The organism is Agrobacterium tumefaciens (assembly GCF_013337285.1).
GTDB lineage: Bacteria > Pseudomonadota > Alphaproteobacteria > Rhizobiales > Rhizobiaceae > Agrobacterium > Agrobacterium burrii.
This window is the reverse complement of sequence record NZ_SUPW01000001.1, coordinates 567,909-585,744: the sequence shown is the minus strand read 5'-3', so window position 1 is coordinate 585,744 and position 17,836 is coordinate 567,909. Positions and strand designations below refer to the sequence as shown.

Genomic DNA, 17,836 nt, shown 5'->3' with positions numbered 1-17,836 from the left:
GGCTGGGGTGAAGCTGGAGGAAATAGGCGGCATGACCGCATGAGATTTAAGAAATATATCTGGCCTGTCGTTGGTCTGGCGACGATCGGGTTTTCAGCCTGGCTGCTTTATCATGAGCTGCGCGGTCTTTCGCTCGATGATCTCTGGGAAAGCTTCATGGCCATCCGCGTGCGAGACTGGGTTTGCTCCGGCATGGCCACATTGCTGGCCTATGCCGCACTTGCCGGCTACGACCGCATTGCGCTCCAGCATCTCGGCCGCAAGGTGAACTGGTTCTTCATCACGCTCACCTCGTTTACCACCTATGCGCTTTCCCACAATGTCGGCGCCTCCGTGTTTTCCGGCGCCGTGGTGCGCTACCGCGCCTATACGTCCAAGGGCTTGAGCGCTGCCGAGGTCGGCGTTCTCGTTGGCCTTTGCTCCTTCACCTTCATCATCGGAACCATCATGCTCATCGGCCTGGTGCTGCTTTACGAGCCTGATATCACTGAACGCTTCACCGGCATCCTTCCCGTCGAGGCCTCCACGACAACAGGCATCCTGCTGCTCGTTATTGTCGGCCTTTACGTGCTGGGTAGTCTCCTGAAGCTGAAGCCGCTGAAAATACGCTCGTTTTTCCTGCCTTATCCGGCACCGAAACTGGTGGCGCAACAGCTGGTCATCGGTCCGATCGAGCTGATCGGGGCGGCGGGCATCATCTATTTCGCCTTGCCGGAGGCCGGAAACCCCGGTTTCATGATTATCCTCGGGATTTTCCTGATTTCCTTTTCGGCGGCGCTGATTTCCCATGCGCCGGGCGGGCTCGGCGTGCTGGAACTGGTCTTCGTCACCGGTCTGCCGGATATGAACCCGGCAGACGTGATCGCCGCACTGCTGGTTTTTCGGCTGTTCTACCTGATCATTCCGTTCATCATGGCCCTGTTCGTGATCCTGTTCTTCGAGCGATCACAGCTTGCCCAGGCGCAGAAGCGGGAAGGGCTGAGGTAACCCTCAGTCCTCCTCCGGCTTTTCCTCGCCGCGCAGCCAGAAGGCACGGTGCGAGGCGTATCGGTCCTGCGCCATCACCGTTTTCAGGAAAGGCAGGAGCGTGTGCAACTCGTCCTTCAGGGTATAGGGCGGGTTGACGATGATGAGGCCGGAACCGCTCAACCCCTCCAACCGGTCGCTTTTGACGGAAAGTTCAGCGCACAGCATTTTCGGAATGTCGAAGGATTGCAGCCGCTCGTGGAAATCCTTGATCGGCGCGCCCTTTTTCAGCGGATACCACAGGCAATAGGTGCCGGTGGAAAAACGCCGATAGGCCTTGTTCAGCCCATCGGCCAGCCGCTGATATTCGTTTTCAAGCTCGAAAGGCGGATCGACGAGGACAAGGCCACGCTTTTCCTTCGGCGGCAGATGCGCGCCAAGCGACAGCCAGCCGTCCAGCTCGGTCACCCGGACCTGGTAGTCCCCCTCGAAGAGACGGGATAAAGCGCGGCTGTCATCCGGATGCAGCTCCATGGCCGAAAGCCGGTCCTGCGGACGAAACAGCATGCGCGCGAGTTTTGGCGAACCGGGATAGAATTGAATGCCGCCATCGGGATTTAGCTCCCTGACTGCGGCGAGATAGGGTTCCAGCAGTTCGGCGATGGGGGCGGGCAGGGCGGTCTCCATCAGCTTGCCGATACCGGTCTGCCATTCACCGGTCTTCTGCGCCTCTTCCGAGGTGAGGTCGTAAAGGCCGATGCCGGCATGGGTATCCAGCACGCGAAACGCCTTGTCCTTGTTCTGCAGGTAACGGACGAGACGGGCAAGGACGGCGTGTTTGAGAACATCCGCGAAATTGCCGGCGTGGTAGATGTGGCGATAGTTCATGGGATGTGTCTCGCTTGCCGATGGTGATGATGAATATTCTTGATGGACGTCACTTCGGCCTTTTTGCCGCATCATTGATGCAATATACAAAAGCCATGAACGTTGCGACCCCGATCTCCGCTGAAAAAGCCATCAACAAGGCCGAAGTCCGTGTCGGCCACACCGTCTGTCCGCATGACTGTCCGAGCGCCTGCGCGCTGGAGGTCGATATCAATGGGGAAGGCCGCATCGGCCGGGTGCGCGGCGCCAATAGCAATACATACACCGCCGGCGTCATCTGCGCCAAGGTGGCGCGGTATTCCGAGCGCATCTATCATCCCGGTCGTCTGCTGACCCCGAAGCGCCGCAAGGGCGCCAAAGGCGCAGGCGACTGGCAGGAGATTTCCTGGGAAGCCGCGCTGGACGAGGTGGCAGATGCTTTCGTCAAGGCGGAAGCCCGGCATGGTGCGGAGGCCATCTGGCCGTATTTCTACGCCGGAACCATGGGGCAGGTGCAGCGCGATTCCATCGAGCGGCTGCGCCACGCCAAGAAATACTCCGGCTTCTTCGGTTCAATCTGCACCAACATGGCCTGGACGGGGTACGTGATGGGCACCGGTGCGCTGCGTGGTCCCGATCCGCGCGAGATCGGCAAGGCCGATGTCGTCGTCATCTGGGGCACCAATGCGGTTGCCACGCAGGTCAATGTCATGACCCATGCGGTCAAGGCCCGCAAGGAACGCGGCGCAAAGATCGTCGTCGTTGATATCTACGACAATCCGACAATGAAACAGGCGGATATGCGCATCGTCCTGCGCCCCGGCACAGATGCAGCGCTCGCCTGCGCCATCATGCACATCGCCTTCCGCGATGGTTACGCCGACCGTGACTACATGGTGCGCTTTGCCGACGATCCGACGGGATTGGAAGCGCATCTGAAGACGAAGACGCCGCAATGGGCGTCCGAGATTACAGGTCTTTCCGTCGACGAGATCGAGGATTTCGCAAGGCTCGTCGGCACGACGAAAAAGACGTTCTTCCGGCTGGGTTACGGTTTTGCCCGCCAGCGCAACGGCGCGGTCGCCATGCACGCCGCCCTGTCGATCGCCACCGTGCTCGGCTCCTGGCAATATGAGGGTGGCGGGGCGTTCCACAATAATGGCGATATTTTCCGGCTCAACAAGGCGGAGCTGATGGGCAGTTCTTACGCCGACCCGGATGTGCGCCAGCTCGACCAGTCGCAGATCGGCCCCGTGCTGACGGGCGATGCCAATGCGCTGCGCCACAGCGGCCCGGTGACGGCGCTGCTCATCCAGAACACCAATCCCGTCAATGTCGCGCCCGAACAACGTCTGGTAAAGCAGGGTTTCCTGCGCGACGATCTTTTCGTCGCCGTGCATGAGCAGTTCATGACCGAGACGGCTGATGTGGCCGATATCGTGCTGCCAGCCACCATGTTCCTCGAACATGACGATATCTACCGCGCCGGCGGCCAGAACCATATTCTGCTTGGGCCCAAACTGGTCGAACCGCCGGAAACCGTGCGCACCAATCTCTTTGTCATCGAAGAGCTGGCAAAACGTCTCGGCGTCGACCACATGCCCGGTTTCGGCCTTTCGGCCCGTGATCATGTCGACCGTATGCTGAAAGTCAGCGGCTGGGGTGACTTCGACACGCTGACGGAGGAGAAGTGGATCGATGCGCAGCCGCCTTTCGAGGTGGCGCATTATCTCGAGGGCTTTGGTTATGGCGACGGAAAGTTCCGGTTCAGCCCGGACTGGGCAACGGGGCCTTCTCCGAACAAACCGCCGAAAAATATCGGCGTCATGGGGCCGGTATCCGAATTTCCGAAATTCCCGGATCAGGTGGATGTCATCGAGACCGCCGACGGGGATCATCCCTTCCGACTGGCGACATCGCCGGCGCGCAATTTCCTGAACTCCACCTTCGCGGAAACCAAAACCTCCGTGCAGAAGGAAGGCCGCCCGGAATTGATGATCTGCTCCGAGGATGCCGCCGGTCACGGTATCGCCGATGGCGACATCGTCCGCGTCGGCAACGCACGCGGCGAAGTACGTCTCCACGCAAAGATTGTTGAGGGCGCCAGATCAGGCGTGCTGATTGCCGAAGGGCTGTGGCCCAACAAGGCGCACCTGGATGGCGAGGGCATCAATGTTCTCACCGGCGCCGATGCCGTTGCCCCCTATGGCGGCGCGGCTTTCCATGACAACAAGGTTTGGCTGCGCAAAGACTGACGGGACATGGAATGAGCAAGTTCGACAATGTGAAGATTGAAATTCTGAAAGACGAGACGCTCTCAAAGAACTGGTATCATCTCCGCAACATCACCTATAATTACACCAATTCGAAGGGTGAAACAAAAGTCATCCGGCGAGAGGCCTATGATCGCGGCAATGGCGCGACCATTCTGCTTTACGATCCGCGCCGCGAGACGGTGGTGCTGGTGCGGCAGTTTCGCGTACCGACCTACGTGAACGGCTATCACGGCTGGCTTCTGGAAGCCCCCGCCGGCCTGCTGGATGGTGATGACCCGGCCGAGGCCATTCGCCGCGAAGTGATGGAGGAAACCGGATATGTCGTGAAAGATGTCCGGTTTCTGTTCAAGTCCTTCATGTCGCCCGGTTCCGTGACCGAAATTCTGCACTTTTTTGCCGCCATCATCGATTCATCGGATCGGCTGGAGGAGGGCGGCGGTGCCGCACACGAGGACGAGGACATCGAGGTTCTGGAGTTTTCACTGGCGGATGCCATGAAGATGATAGAAACCGGCGATATCTGCGATGGAAAGACGATCATGCTGCTGCAATGGGCGGCCCTGAACAAATCGTCCCTCACCCTGTGATGGGATTGCCTACGGAGTGATTATGGACCGTTCATTGAAAATGGCTGCTGCCGGCGAGGCGGACAGAATTCGGCTGGTGGAAAAAGAGACGGTCTGGAAGGGCTTTGTGCATATGCAGAAGCTTATTTTCGATCAGCGCATGCCGGATGGCAAAACGATCCGCATCGTCCGCGAAGTGCACGACCACGGCAGCGCCGCGGCCATTCTGCTTTACGATAAAAAGCGCGACAGCGTGGTGATGGTGCGCCAGTTTCGCCCCGCCGCCTTCGTAAACGGTGATCCAAGTTTCATGATCGAAGTGCCGGCAGGCCTTCTCGATGACGACAATGCGGCCGACGCCATTCGCCGCGAGGCGATGGAAGAATCCGGCTACGCGGTCGAGAAGGTCGATTATCTCTTCGACATGTATGCCAGCCCCGGAACATTGACGGAAAAGGTCAGCCTCTTCGTCGCGCGCATCGATCTCGACGTGCAGGCCGGCAACGGCGGCGGGCTGGAAAGCGAAGGCGAGGATATCGAGGTTCTGACTTACGGTCTCGACGAAGCCTTCGCGATGATCGCGTCGGGCGAAATTACCGATTCCAAGACGATTATTCTTTTGCAGTGGGCGATGTTGAACCGCACGCAGCTCTGACTACGCTTACACGAAAGAGACGTTTTCCAGCTTTGCGGCTGCCGCAAGCTTCTTGTCATGTGTTGCAAGAGGTACCTTGTGCGAAATTGCAAGCGACAGATAGGCTGCATCGCAGGCGGAAAGTGAATGTTTTTGTGCCAGGCGGATGATTGATACATGATCGACGCTTGAGGACAATGTGAGCGGAAGGCTCGCAAAACGCAGCACAATTACAAATATCTCGTCCGGGGAAATACGTTTTCGACGTTCGGCCGAAAGCAGGATGTTGCGCAACTCGTGAGACAGAAGATCCGGCGCGAAAGCGTCCTGCGTTTCCAGTCGTGCCAATGCCTCGTCGGCAACCATGCCATTTTCGTCAGGCAGGAACCAAGCCGCGACAACCGAAGCGTCAACCACGAAGGCCACTATTTGCGACCTTCCTCTTTCCACACTTTGATCTCGTCCACCGTCGTCTTTTTTCGCTGTGACCGCTCTGTCCGTATCGCAGTGATGAGTTGCTGGCGGGACTGAGGGTCGTTGGCTTTTACGAGGCGAGCCACAGCTTCGTTCCCGCGCGCGATAATCACCTCTTCTCCTGCCTCAACCCTGGCAAGAAGCTCCGAAAGATGAGTTTTGGCTTCGCCGACTTTGATCGTGATCGTCATGGAGCGATACCCTTATTCATATTGGACGATAATAGGTCGTCTTCTGCTTGGTTAAGCGCTTGGCCAAGAAGGGCGGCGATGCTCTCCGCGGCTAAGGCCTGTTCATGTCAGAACCGGCCCTTGATACCAGCGCCTACGAAAATCGACTGCAGATCGCCACCGCCGGCATTCTTTTCCGATGTTAGGTTTCCGGCGCCTGCGCCGCTATAATGCGTGTCTCCGCGCCCCAGACTGGTATATTCATAGGCGCCATCTATATAGATTGAAGCATTCTGGGTCAGGTCATAGGCAACACCTGCCTTCACCCCGAACATGCCAGCAACGTCGAATTTGTCGGTAAAGCGCATATCGCGCATCCAGTGATCATCCGTCGCCTTGGCAAAAACCATCGCGCCGCCCTCCAGGCCGGCATTGAGCGACCAGTTGCCGAATCTCTGGCCACCGGTCAGGTTGCCGTAGAAGACGGGGATTTGCTGGCGGTAGGTAATACCCTTCTCACCGTCCTTGAACCTGATGTTCAGATCTCTTCGAGAGAAAAGGCTGTAGACGGCGCTGCCGCCATAGGCCGACCATTGCACATCCGTATAACGAAAACCGACGCCGGCGCTGAGATATTGCTGGGGATCATCCAGCAGCATGCGATTAAGCTCGAAGCTTCCCGAAAAATAGTGATCAAGCCGCGTATCGTCGTGTTGGGAGCGATGGCTCCAGTTGTTTTTGGACGTGTCTCTGGAAAAAGGCGCTATCCAGTCATAGTCGGTCATGTAGCCGTCGCCTTCAAAGCCGACACGGCCTTCGGCTTTCACGCGCCAGCCGGGTGCAAGCTCAAGTCCGAGAGAGCCGCGCAACGCCATGGCGTTTTTCGTTTCCCATTCCAGTTCGCTTAACTTGCTGCCGCCGATATGAACGGTTTCCGTTGCCCGAAGATTGAGAACACCGGCGTCCAGCGAGGCGGTAATGCCGCTTTGTTCAGCGGCGAGCGGCAGGCTGGTGCTCATCAGCAAAAGTGCCGAAAGCGGCAGGGAAAATCTCGAAAATAGCATAATCGCTCCTCAATGACCGGAGGGCCTGAAATACGAGGCCGTTTGCGGACATTAAAGGTGATTATGGTAAATGATCGGTTTATTTTGCGGAGAATACCACTTTAAGTATCGTTGTACTTTAGTGATGTCTTTATCAAAAAGTGGAGATCAGACTGGAATACTCGGATTTACTTTCATTGCCAGTGAAGACGGCTTTGCCGCCTTCCATCCGCACGTTGCCTTCTGCAAGCCGCTGCAGGGCGAGTGGGTAAAGCTGGTGCTCGATGCTCAGGAGCCGCGCTGCCAGCGTCTCGGTCGTATCGTTGGAAAGGACCGGAACAGCGCCCTGAGCAATGGTCGGACCTTCATCCATGCCTTCGGTCACGAAATGCACGGTGCAGCCGGAAATCTTCATGCCGCTGTCGATGGCGCGCTGATGGGTGTTGAGACCCGGAAAAAGCGGCAACAGGGAAGGGTGGATATTGATGATGCGGCCCTCATAGGGAGCGATGAAATCCCCTGATATCAACCGCATGTAACCGGCAAGGCAAATGATATCCGGCGCGATTTCGCCAAGTGCGGCCAGAATGGCGCCTTCATGCTCGGCCTTGCTGGCATAGGTCCTACGCTCGAAGACGAGCGTAGGAATGCCGAGATCCCGGGCTTTTTCCAGCCCGCCCGCAGAAGCCGTGTCCGAGATCACGCAGACGATTTCAGCCGGAAAATCCGCCGCCTGGCAGGCTTTCGCCAGCGACACCATATTGGAGCCGCTGCCGGAGATGAAAACGACGACACGCTTGCGGCCGGACGAGAAGGCGGCGCGCATCATAGGTTAAGCGCGCCCTTGTAGATCGTGCCATGTGCGCCCTCTTCACGGGCAACCATGCGGCCGAGCGGGAAAACCGTCTCCCCTTCCGCCGTCAGCGCGTCGGTGACCTTGCCGGCATTTTCAGCCGAAACCACCACGATCATGCCGACGCCGCAATTGAAAGTGCGCAGCATTTCCTTGGGCTCGACGCCGCCGGTCTTTGCCAGCCACGAGAAGACGGCCGGAACCTTGATCGCGTCGAGATCGATCTCGGCGGCGAGATGTTTGGGCAAAACGCGCGGAATATTCTCCGGGAAGCCGCCGCCGGTGATATGCGCCAGAGCCTTCAAAGCGCCGGTCTCGCGGATCGCCTTCAGAAGCGGCTTCACATAGATGCGCGTCGGCGTCAGCAGTGCTTCCCCGAGCTTCTTGCCTTCGGCAAAGGGGGCAGGCGCATCCCAGCCAAGGCCGGAAACCGAAACGATCTTGCGCACCAGCGAGAAGCCGTTGGAGTGAACGCCGGACGAGGAAAGTCCGAGAATGACATCGCCTTCGGCAATATCGCCGGCTGGCAGAAGCTGGCCGCGTTCGGCCGCACCCACGGCAAAGCCGGCGAGATCATAATCACCGTCGGAATACATGCCGGGCATTTCGGCGGTTTCGCCACCGATCAGCGCACAGCCGGATTCGCGACAACCGGCGGCGATGCCGGAAACGATGGCAGCACCTTGATCCGGATCGAGCTTGCCGGTCGCGAAATAATCGAGAAAGAACAGCGGCTCGGCGCCCTGCACAACGAGATCGTTGACGCACATGGCGACGAGATCGATGCCGACCGTATCGTGATAATCAGCGTCGATGGCGATCTTCAGCTTGGTGCCGACACCGTCATTGGCGGCCACCAGAACCGGATCGGTGAAACCCGCCGCTTTGAGGTCGAACAGGCCGCCGAAGCCGCCGATTTCGCCATCCGCGCCGGGACGCCGTGTCGAGCGCACCGCCGGTTTGATCTTTTCGACCATTAGATTACCGGCGTCGATATCCACACCTGCGTCACTATAGGTAAGACCGTTCTTGCCCGACTGGCTCATGGCTCTCGTCTCCGCTGGTTCCTTTGGCGTCGCCATTCGCACGGGACGGGGCCTGATGCAAGGGTTTGAGTGGCAAAAGCTCCGGTTTTTAACGGCTTTGGCAGGGCTTGCGACGCGAGACGCTCACGATGCCGGCGAACCAACGCGACAGACGAGATTGAGCAGGCCGTCATTGGACGTATCGGAGGTTTCCTCGATCGCCCGGCCGTTCTCACCGTAACGGGCAACAACTTCGAAGCCCGCCGCTTCCAGCTGGCGGGTTTGGGCGGCAAGGTCGATGAAATAAAAGAGGCCGCTCCAGCGATGCGCCTGATCCACCAGAATGGCATATTCCGGCGTCTGCCGGGTGGCGGGTTGCAGCCGCAGATAGTTGATCCAGCTTTGCGGATGCAGGGAATTCACCCATGTCCCGCGGATGCCAGGATCGCCGGTGCAACGGCATGCCGCCGGCCCGCTTCCATTGCCGGTTATGAAACGAAAAAATGAAATAACCGCCGGGCGCGAGAATGCCGCTGATGGCATGGATGATGGCAAGCCGGTCCTCATGGCCGAAGGCGCTTAAAATCGCGAGTGCGCCGAGCACGCAGTCGAAACGCTCCGCACCGAATTGGCCGATCGCACGCACATCCATGTCAAGAAAGGTGGCGGTCGGAAAATTGCGCCGCGCCAGCGCGAGCATGGGTTGCGAACGGTCTATGCCGATATAATCGCCCACCAGCGGCAGAAGCGGTTTCGTCGTCCGGCCGGTGCCGACCCCGAGATCAAGCAGCCGTTTGCCGGCATAGGCATGGCGAAACTGGTCGAGAATGATGCGTTCGGCCGGGTAAAGCTGCTGGTTGTCGTACCACGCGGCAATATCGGGGTGATCGAAAAGACCGGCATTGTGTTCCGCGATGCCATTTTCACTGCTGCCTTGCATCGTGCCTCCGGCCCTCGGGCATGACAGAGAGTTGCGGGCTTGCCCGATTATTATTTGATATTTGTCTAATATTGCCTGCCGGTCAACCTGCCGTTGCGGCCCGACACCCCGGAAAGACGGGATTTTGCCGGCCGGAGGAGCTTGTGTGGGAAAAAGATGGCCAAGCGCGCGGGTTCCCGCGGCCTCAGCGCAGCCGCATCGGTCTTGACCATGTGCATATGCGCATCCTATCTCCATCCTGGGCGGTGACGGCACGGCGACAAGAGGATGAATGAATGCAACCCCATGTGAGCGGTATGAACCTGCGCCGGCAGGTGTTTTTCTGGATTGGCGTGCTTGCCGTCTTTGTCCTTTTCCTGATGGTTTTCAGCTCCATTCTGCTGCCTTTCGTGGCGGGCATGGCGCTTGCCTATTTTCTGGACCCGGTTGCCGACTGGCTGGAGCGTCGCGGTCTCAACCGGCTGATGGCGACCGTCGTCATCCTCGTTTCTTTCGTGCTGATCTTCGCGCTGTCGCTCATCATCATCATTCCGCTGATTGCCGCCCAGGCCTCGGAATTCATCACCCGCATCCCGCAATATATCTCGTCCTTGCAGCAGCTGATTGCCGGCGCCGATACCAACCTTTTGCCTGACTGGGTCAGCAACCAGATCGAATCCGTGAAGGAGAATTTCTCCAAGCTCCTGGCCGAAGGCGCCGGTTTCATCGGCACGCTACTGACGCAGATCTGGAATTCCGGCAAATCGCTGGTCGATGTCGTGTCGCTGCTGGTCGTCACCCCCGTCGTCGCCTTTTACCTGCTGCTGGACTGGGACCGGATGATCGACAAGGTCGACAGCTGGATACCGCGCGACTACGTGCATACCGTGCGCCAGATCGCTCGCGACATGGACAAGACGATTGCCGGTTTCGTGCGCGGGCAGGGGTCGCTCTGCATCATTCTTGGCGTTTATTACGCCGTTGGCCTGTCGCTGGTGGGCTTGAATTTCGGCCTGCTGATCGGCCTTTTCTCCGGCCTCATCAGCTTCATTCCCTATATCGGTTCCATGGTCGGCCTCATCCTTGCCGTTGGTGTCGCCATCGTGCAGTTCTGGCCGGATTACATCTATGTGTTTCTGACACTCGCCGTGTTCTTTTCCGGCCAGTTCATCGAAGGCAATATTCTACAGCCGAAACTTGTCGGCAAAAGCGTCGGTCTGCATCCGGTGTGGCTGATGTTCGCCCTGTTCGCCTTCGGCGCACTGTTCGGCTTCGTCGGCCTTCTGGTCGCAGTTCCGGCGGCGGCCGCCGTTGGTGTGCTTGTCCGCTTTGCATTGTCGCGGTATCTTGAAAGCGATCTTTACCACGGACACGCTGCCAACCTTCCCTGGGATGCCAATTCTACCCTGGAAGAAAAGGAAACGTCCTCCGCCAAGGTGGATGGTCAGGGCTGACGATGACTGACCCAATCAAAACCGACAACGCCCGGTCGAAGGCCGAGCAGCTGCCGCTCGCATTCTCACACCAGGCCGCCTCCGGCAGGGACGATCTCCTCTTGTCCGCGTCGCTTGCGGCCGCCGTCAGCCTTGTCGATGAATGGCCGAACTGGCGCGCACCGGTCGTCGTGCTGGCCGGGCCGCCCGGCTCGGGAAAATCGCATCTCGCCAATATCTGGAAAAACATCGCCGGGGCGCGGGATATCCACCCGCAGGCCGGCGGCGATGCTGCCCGCGCGGCCGAGAGCGGACCTGTTCTTTTCGAGGATGCCGACCGGCGTGGTTTTGACGATACTGAACTCTTCCATGTCATCAACAGCGTGCGCCAGCACGGCACGACGCTTTTGATGACAAGCCGGCAGTGGCCGGCGGCATGGCCGGTGACGCTGCCGGATCTGCGTTCGCGCCTGAAGGCCGTGACGGTGGTGGAGACGGGCGAGCCGGACGAGGGGCTGCTGGCGCAGGTGCTGGTAAAACTCTTCGCCGACCGGCAGCTTTACATGGATGACAAACTCATAGGTTACATCGTCAATAGAATGGAGCGCTCGCTCGATACGGCGCAGACGATTGTGGACCGCATCGACAGGCTGGCGCTGGCGCGCGGAACGAGAATAACCCGCCCGCTGGCGGCGGAAGTCCTGAATTCGATGGACAGCGCAGCGGCGGGCAACGGGCTGGACGTCGATTGACTGTCACAGTTCCGTCGTCAAACTGTTATACGGGCAAGAAGGACGATCACGCGATGCAACAGGATCACGGGACGGAAACAGGTCAGGGGATGGAACAGGGCATGGACGCAGTAGCGCAGGACAACTTCGACAAGGTTCAGCCGGTGACCGAGGGCGAGAACCTCTGGGACAGCCCCGCCCGTTTCATCAACCGTGAATTCTCGTGGCTCCAGTTCAATCGCCGTGTTCTCGAAGAGACGTTGAATACGGATCATCCGCTTTTGGAGCGGCTGCGTTTCCTTTCCATCTCGGCCGCCAACCTCGATGAATTCTTCATGGTCCGCGTTGCCGGCCTCGAAGGCCAGGTTCGCCAGAAGATCACCGTCCGGACGCCGGATGGCAAGACGCCCGCCGAGCAGCTGGAAGATATTCTGAAGGAAATCGACAATCTGCAGATGGAACAGCAGGCCTCGCTCGCCGTTCTGCAGCAATATCTCGCCAAGGAAGAAATCTTCGTTGTGCGGCCTGCCGCACTTTCCGATGCCGACCGGACCTGGCTGGGCACCGAATTCGAAGAACGTATTTTCCCGGTGCTGACGCCGCTGTCGATCGACCCGGCGCACCCGTTCCCCTTCATCCCCAATCTCGGCTTCTCAATGGGCCTGCAGCTCGACAGCGTCAACGGCCGCGAGCCGATGACTGCGCTGCTGCGCCTGCCGCCCGCACTAGACCGCTTCGTGCGCCTGCCGGATGACAAGAACGCCATTCGTTACATCACACTTGAAGATGTGGTCGGCCTGTTCATCCACCGGCTTTATCCCGGTTATACCGTCCGCGGCTTCGGCACCTTCCGCATCATCCGCGACAGCGATATCGAGGTGGAGGAAGAGGCGGAAGATCTGGTCCGTTTCTTCGAAAGCGCGCTGAAGCGCCGCCGTCGCGGTTCCGTCATCCGCATCGAGACCGACAGCGAAATGCCGCAGTCACTGCGCCAGTTCGTGGTGCACGAGCTTGGCGTGCCGGACAATCGCGTCGCCGTTCTGCCCGGCCTTCTGGCGCTCAACACCATTTCGGAAATCGTGCGCGCGCCGCGCGACGACCTGAAATTCGAGCCTTACAACGCCCGGTTTCCCGAGCGTGTGCGTGAACATGCCGGCGATTGCCTTGCCGCCATCCGCGAAAAGGACATGGTGGTTCACCACCCCTATGAAAGCTTCGACGTGGTCGTGCAGTTCCTGCTGCAGGCGGCGCGTGACCCTGACGTTCTCGCCATCAAGCAGACGCTTTACCGTACCTCCAATGACAGCCCGATCGTCCGTGCGCTGATCGATGCGGCGGAAGCCGGCAAATCCGTCACCGCCCTGGTGGAATTGAAGGCGCGCTTCGACGAAGAGGCCAATATCCGCTGGGCGCGCGATCTGGAGCGGGCCGGCGTGCAGGTGGTGTTCGGTTTCATCGAACTGAAAACCCATGCGAAGATGTCGATGGTGGTGCGCCGCGAAGACGGCAAGCTCAGAACCTATTGCCACCTGGGCACCGGTAACTATCACCCGATCACGGCCAAGATTTACACTGACCTTTCCTTCTTCACCTGCAACCCGAAGATCGCCCACGACATGGCGAATATCTTCAACTTCATCACCGGTTACGGTGAGCCGGAAGAGGGCATGAAGGTGGCGATTTCGCCCTATACGCTGCGCTCGCGCATCGTGAAGCACATCAATGAAGAGATCGAGCATGCCAAGCGCGGTGCGCCGGCGGCGATCTGGATGAAGATGAATTCGCTGGTTGATCCCGAAATCATCGATTCGCTTTACCGCGCCAGTGCGGCGGGTGTGGAAATCGATCTGGTGATACGCGGCATCTGCTGCCTGCGCCCGCAGGTAACGGGACTGTCGGAGAATATCCGCGTCAAATCGATCGTTGGACGCTTCCTCGAACACAGCCGAATCTTCTGCTTTGGCAACGGTTTCGGCCTGCCATCCGACAAGGCGCTGGTCTATATCGGCTCGGCTGACATGATGCCGCGCAACCTTGATCGCCGTGTCGAAACGATGGTGCCGCTCACCAACCCCACCGTGCACGAGCAGGTTCTTTCACAGATTATGCTGGGCAATCTCATTGACAACCAGCAGAGCTACGAGATACTTGCGGACGGAACGTCGAGGCGCATCGAGGTGCGTAAAGGCGAAGAACCGTTCAACGCGCAGCACTATTTCATGACCAATCCCAGCCTTTCCGGACGTGGTGAAGCCTTGAAATCCAGTGCGCCCAAATTGATTGCCGGGTTGATTTCTTCCCGCAAGAAACAGGCTGAATGACTCGATCAGAAGCACAGGGGCGGCTGACCGGCCTTGCCCCCGTTTCCGTCATAGATATTGGTTCGAACTCCGTTCGTCTTGTCGTATATGAAGGTCTCTCCCGCGCGCCCGCGGTGCTGTTCAACGAAAAGGTCCTCTGCGGCCTTGGCAAAGGACTGGCGCTGACGGGCCGCATGCATGAGGAAGGCATCAGCCGGGCGCTGATGGCGTTAAGGCGCTTCCATGCGCTTTCCGAACAGGCGCAGGCGCAGGAACTTTACGTGCTGGCGACAGCGGCGGCACGTGAAGCGGAAAACGGCCCGGATTTCATCCGCGAGGCCGAAGCCATTCTCGGTTGCGAGATCGAGGTACTGTCAGGCGAAAAGGAAGCGCTCTATTCCGCCTATGGCGTGATCAGCGGTTTCCACGATCCCGATGGCATCGCCGGCGATCTTGGCGGTGGTTCGCTCGAACTTATCGACATCAAAGGCAAGAGCTGCGGCGAGGGCATCACCCTGCCGCTTGGTGGTCTGAGGCTTTCCGAGCAATCGGATGGCTCGCTGGAAAAAGCCGTGACCATTGCCAGAAAACACGTCAAATCCTTCGCCAAGCTGCTGGCGGCAGGCGAGGGGCGCACCTTTTATGCCGTGGGCGGCACCTGGCGAAACATCGCCAAGCTGCACATGGAGATCACCGGTTATCCGCTGCATATGATGCAGGGCTATGAATTGCCGCTGGAGGAAATGCTGAATTTTCTGGAGGAGGTTATTCTCTCCAGAGACAGCAAGGATCCGGCCTGGCAGGCAGTTTCCAAGAACCGCCGTTCGCTTCTGCCCTTCGGCGCCATCGCCATGCGCGAGGTTCTGAAGGTGATGAAGCCGGCAAAGATCGCCTTCTCGGCGCAGGGCGTGCGCGAGGGTTATCTCTATTCGCTGCTGACGGAAACGGAGCGGGATTCCGATCCGCTGCTGGTCACGGCTGACGAACTTGCCATTCTGCGCGCCCGCTCACCGGAACATGCGCGTGAACTGGCGGACTGGAGCGGCCGTACCTTTCCTGTCTTCGGCATCGACGAGACGGAAGAGGAAAGCCGTTATCGGCAGGCGGCCTGCCTTCTGGCCGATATTAGCTGGCGCGCCCATCCGGATTATCGCGGCCTGCAGGCGCTCAACATCATCGCCCACTCTTCCTTCGTCGCGATCACCCATCCGGGCCGGGCTTATATTGCGCTCGCCAATTATTACCGTTTCGAGGGATTGAACGACAACGGCACCACCCAGCCGCTTGCCGCCATGGCGGGCGACCGGCTGCTGGAGCTCGGCAAGTTGCTCGGCGGCTTGCTGCGTGTCGTCTATCTGTTCTCGGCCTCGATGCCGGGCGTTGTCGACCACCTGAAATTCCGCAAATCCACCAATCCCGATCTCGATCTGGAATTCGTGGTGCCGCACGATTATTGCGATTTTGCCGGCGAGCGTCTGGACGGGCGTTTGCAGCAGCTGGCGAAGTTGACGGGCAAGCGGCTGGCGTTCGTGTTCGAGTAGCGCAACGGATGTGGGTCTTCTAGTATTCTATTTGATCAACCAAGGCTTTTATTCAAAGTTTGCCATGATGGAAGAAAAGCAGACAGTCGCACGGCGCATCAAGATCGTTTGGTCGGTGTCGATTATCGTCGCAGCGACCGCCGCGGGTGCTTTGATTGGTTGGGAGAATCATGGATTTCTTGGAGCGCTAGCTCTTGGAGTTGTCGGCCTCATTGTTGGCGGCTTCCTAACGTCGCCTTCCCTGCTTTTGAATCTGATCACTTAATATCTCGCCAAACTGAATCTTCGAATTCAACGCTATCGCCAGATGTGGCGTGCGGCGCAGGCTAGGACCAGCGCTCGCAAAAGGCTTCGATATCGCTTGACTGAAAATCGGCAAGCCGCGCCATGGTCGTCTCGAACGGCCAGTCCCACCACGCGATGGCGGCAAGCTGCTCCGCGATGGATCGGGAAAATCGCTCGCGAATGACTTTCGCGGGAACACCGCCAACGATGGTGTAGGGCGGCACGTCCTTGGTGACGACCGCGCCGGCTGCCAGCACGGCGCCGTCTCCAACCTTTACACCCGGCAAGACAATAACCCCGTGTCCAATCCAGACATCGTGACCGATGACGGCGCGATCTTCCTTCCGCTGAGCGAAAAAGGCGTCGTCGCGAACAGCATCTGTCGAGTAATATTCCGGGCAATAGCTGAAGCGATGCATGGATGGCCGGTCCATAGGGTGGTTCGGGGCACCAATCCTGACCTCCGCCGCAATGGCGCAGAACTTTCCGATTGTCGCATCACCGACCATGCAGCGGGGTCCCAGATAAGAGTAATCCCCGAGTTCAACATTGTGCAGCGAGGTATCCGCCAGAATTTCACAGCATTTGCCGATGCCTGAATCCCTGATGCTCGCTGTCGAATGGACAACGGTTTCTGCGATCTTTGGGCGATTGAATTGTGCGGTCGAATCCATTTCAGTCTCCGGATTTGCGCCTGCCTATCCGGAGATGATGAAGGGCTTGTGACGGTAGATTTCCAGAGGAGCCCGGTTGCGTCGGCTGCTCCTGTTAAAGATCAATTCTGTGCGTCACTCGTGTCGTGCAAAACCCTGTCTTCAGACAGAAGTCAGGCAGAAGGCATGTGCCGTCAGTCGAGAGTTTCATCCGTCTTCGCCTGACTCTTGCTCCAGTAATGATCGGATATGTTCTGCGCATTCCGGATGATGTGGGATGCGACTTCAGGGTCCCCGCCTTCGAATGTTTCTCCGTCGGCTCCGCATATCCGCAGGAAGAGCTGCTGATGCGCGGTAGCGACAAAATATTCATAGGGGGGCGGCTCAATATCGGAGCCAATGGCCTGGAGTTCTTCGGCGGCCTTCGTGCTGGCGCGCTCAAGCGCCGCGTAAATTGCAGCCATCATCGCTTCTTCTGTTTGTTCAAATATATCCTGAGCTTGCTGTTCGGCAGGTGTCAGGATGGGGCAGCTGTCATTCACGGGCATTTCTCCTCTTGGCGCGCCTCGTTTCGCTGCCCGATCATATCTCATGGATTGTGTCCGCATTGCGGGAAAAGCCGGGATCAATACATTTTTAAGTGGATTAACCGTGCCCCAGCGCCTTCCTGATGCAGGCGCTGAGATAGGCATATTGTAGTGGCGTGATCTTTGTCATCGCTTCGGTGCGGGTGGCGGGCCTGTCCTGATAACCGACGGGGATATCAAACTGGGCGAAGGTGAAATCCCAGCGAATGTCATCGACGATATTGTAGAAATGGTCGGCGCCGCTGACGGCCGTTTTGGCGATCTCGCCGCCGAAAATATCCTGAACTACCAGCGCGGTGACGCTGCCCTGTCCCCGGGCGGGGTTTTCCCGCGACCACAGGCTGCTGGTCTCGCCCGACCAGCTTTTCCTCAGCGCGTAATAAAGTCGTTCGGCATGATCCTGCATGAAGGGGGTCTTTCCCGTTTCGGAGCCGGGTTCCGGGTCAGGCATGAATAGAAAAAAGCGGAGCGCCGCGCCTTTTCTGGAGGCTGCAAGGACGCTCCGCCCTGTTG

General features: G+C 58.7%; 19 protein-coding genes and 1 pseudogene. 9 read left to right on the top strand and 11 right to left on the bottom strand.

Going from position 1 to position 17,836, the window contains the following annotated elements; all coding sequences use genetic code 11:
* The first annotated feature begins 39 nt into the window (after positions 1 to 39).
* On the top strand, positions 40 to 987 hold the full coding sequence (locus FCH38_RS02820; RefSeq protein WP_149897913.1) for a lysylphosphatidylglycerol synthase domain-containing protein: 948 nt from the start codon (positions 40 to 42) through the stop codon (positions 985 to 987).
* 3 nt (positions 988 to 990) lie between these two features.
* Here FCH38_RS02820 and FCH38_RS02815 read toward each other — a convergent pair whose 3' ends face one another.
* Entirely contained in the window at positions 991 to 1,854 is an 864-nt protein-coding gene (locus FCH38_RS02815) for a 23S rRNA (adenine(2030)-N(6))-methyltransferase RlmJ (protein WP_149897912.1), read from the bottom strand.
* A gap of 29 nt (positions 1,855 to 1,883) precedes the next feature.
* On the opposite strand from FCH38_RS02815, the gene FCH38_RS02810 reads away from it, so the two are divergent.
* Genes FCH38_RS02810 through FCH38_RS02800 form a run of 3 tightly spaced genes read left to right on the top strand, consistent with a single transcriptional unit; the run spans position 1,884 to position 5,330 of the window.
* Entirely contained in the window at positions 1,884 to 4,088 is a 2,205-nt protein-coding gene (locus FCH38_RS02810; protein WP_174373121.1) for a molybdopterin-containing oxidoreductase family protein, read from the top strand.
* Between the two features lie 11 nt (positions 4,089 to 4,099).
* Entirely contained in the window at positions 4,100 to 4,696 is a 597-nt protein-coding gene (locus FCH38_RS02805; RefSeq protein WP_149897911.1) for an NUDIX domain-containing protein, read from the top strand.
* Between the two features lie 22 nt (positions 4,697 to 4,718).
* The gene (locus FCH38_RS02800) at positions 4,719 to 5,330 is read left to right on the top strand and encodes an NUDIX domain-containing protein (RefSeq protein WP_174372766.1); all 612 of its coding nucleotides are present in this window, start codon (positions 4,719 to 4,721) and stop codon (positions 5,328 to 5,330) included.
* Positions 5,331 to 5,336: 6 nt separating this feature from the next.
* Here FCH38_RS02800 and FCH38_RS02795 read toward each other — a convergent pair whose 3' ends face one another.
* The 7 genes and pseudogenes from FCH38_RS02795 to FCH38_RS23435 form a co-directional block, all read right to left on the bottom strand.
* Positions 5,337 to 5,735 carry a PIN domain-containing protein gene (locus FCH38_RS02795; RefSeq protein WP_174372765.1) on the bottom strand — a complete coding sequence of 133 codons (399 nt, stop codon included), beginning with the start codon at positions 5,733 to 5,735 and terminating at the stop codon, positions 5,337 to 5,339.
* Positions 5,735 to 5,974 carry a type II toxin-antitoxin system Phd/YefM family antitoxin gene (locus tag FCH38_RS02790; RefSeq protein ID WP_174372764.1) on the bottom strand — a complete coding sequence of 80 codons (240 nt, stop codon included), beginning with the start codon at positions 5,972 to 5,974 and terminating at the stop codon, positions 5,735 to 5,737. The genes FCH38_RS02795 and FCH38_RS02790 overlap by 1 nt, the downstream gene beginning before the upstream one ends.
* A gap of 107 nt (positions 5,975 to 6,081) precedes the next feature.
* Complete coding sequence (locus tag FCH38_RS02785; RefSeq protein WP_174372763.1) at positions 6,082 to 7,017, bottom strand: omptin family outer membrane protease; 936 nt, start codon at positions 7,015 to 7,017, stop codon at positions 6,082 to 6,084.
* A gap of 133 nt (positions 7,018 to 7,150) precedes the next feature.
* The gene (gene purN, locus FCH38_RS02780; RefSeq protein ID WP_174372762.1) at positions 7,151 to 7,825 is read right to left on the bottom strand and encodes a phosphoribosylglycinamide formyltransferase; all 675 of its coding nucleotides are present in this window, start codon (positions 7,823 to 7,825) and stop codon (positions 7,151 to 7,153) included.
* Complete coding sequence (purM, locus tag FCH38_RS02775) at positions 7,822 to 8,895, bottom strand: phosphoribosylformylglycinamidine cyclo-ligase (RefSeq protein ID WP_149897905.1); 1,074 nt, start codon at positions 8,893 to 8,895, stop codon at positions 7,822 to 7,824. The genes purN and purM overlap by 4 nt, the downstream gene beginning before the upstream one ends.
* A 123-nt stretch (positions 8,896 to 9,018) precedes the next feature.
* A complete protein-coding gene (locus FCH38_RS23440) occupies positions 9,019 to 9,297 on the bottom strand; it encodes a hypothetical protein (protein WP_236776566.1) in 279 nt (92 codons plus the stop codon).
* A 67-nt stretch (positions 9,298 to 9,364) separates the two neighbouring features.
* Positions 9,365 to 9,814 (bottom strand): annotated as a pseudogene (locus FCH38_RS23435) (class I SAM-dependent DNA methyltransferase); the annotation flags it as partial.
* A 275-nt stretch (positions 9,815 to 10,089) separates the two neighbouring features.
* Here FCH38_RS23435 and FCH38_RS02765 point away from each other — a divergent pair.
* The 5 genes from FCH38_RS02765 to FCH38_RS02745 all read left to right on the top strand — a co-directional run bounded on the left by FCH38_RS02765 (position 10,090) and on the right by FCH38_RS02745 (position 16,063).
* Entirely contained in the window at positions 10,090 to 11,247 is a 1,158-nt protein-coding gene (locus FCH38_RS02765) for an AI-2E family transporter (protein WP_149897903.1), read from the top strand.
* Positions 11,248 to 11,249: 2 nt separating this feature from the next.
* A complete protein-coding gene (gene hdaA / locus FCH38_RS02760; protein WP_174372761.1) occupies positions 11,250 to 11,978 on the top strand; it encodes a DnaA regulatory inactivator HdaA in 729 nt (242 codons plus the stop codon).
* Positions 11,979 to 12,031: 53 nt separating this feature from the next.
* A complete protein-coding gene (locus FCH38_RS02755; RefSeq protein ID WP_246670521.1) occupies positions 12,032 to 14,278 on the top strand; it encodes an RNA degradosome polyphosphate kinase in 2,247 nt (748 codons plus the stop codon).
* Positions 14,275 to 15,798 carry an exopolyphosphatase gene (gene ppx / locus FCH38_RS02750; protein WP_149897900.1) on the top strand — a complete coding sequence of 508 codons (1,524 nt, stop codon included), beginning with the start codon at positions 14,275 to 14,277 and terminating at the stop codon, positions 15,796 to 15,798. Before FCH38_RS02755 ends, ppx begins: the two co-directional genes overlap by 4 nt.
* A 64-nt stretch (positions 15,799 to 15,862) precedes the next feature.
* Positions 15,863 to 16,063: a hypothetical protein gene (locus FCH38_RS02745; protein ID WP_174372760.1), complete on the top strand. Its 201-nt coding sequence runs from the start codon at positions 15,863 to 15,865 to the stop codon at positions 16,061 to 16,063.
* 61 nt (positions 16,064 to 16,124) lie between these two features.
* On the opposite strand, the gene FCH38_RS02740 is transcribed toward FCH38_RS02745, so the two are convergent.
* From FCH38_RS02740 to FCH38_RS02730, 3 genes are all read right to left on the bottom strand, one after another.
* Positions 16,125 to 16,757, bottom strand: coding sequence for a DapH/DapD/GlmU-related protein (locus FCH38_RS02740; RefSeq protein ID WP_174372759.1), 633 nt, complete (start codon positions 16,755 to 16,757; stop codon positions 16,125 to 16,127).
* 173 nt (positions 16,758 to 16,930) lie between these two features.
* Entirely contained in the window at positions 16,931 to 17,278 is a 348-nt protein-coding gene (locus FCH38_RS02735) for a hypothetical protein (RefSeq protein WP_149897897.1), read from the bottom strand.
* Between the two features lie 103 nt (positions 17,279 to 17,381).
* The gene (locus tag FCH38_RS02730) at positions 17,382 to 17,729 is read right to left on the bottom strand and encodes a YunG family protein (protein WP_149897896.1); all 348 of its coding nucleotides are present in this window, start codon (positions 17,727 to 17,729) and stop codon (positions 17,382 to 17,384) included.
* Between the last annotated feature and the right edge of the window lie 107 nt (positions 17,730 to 17,836).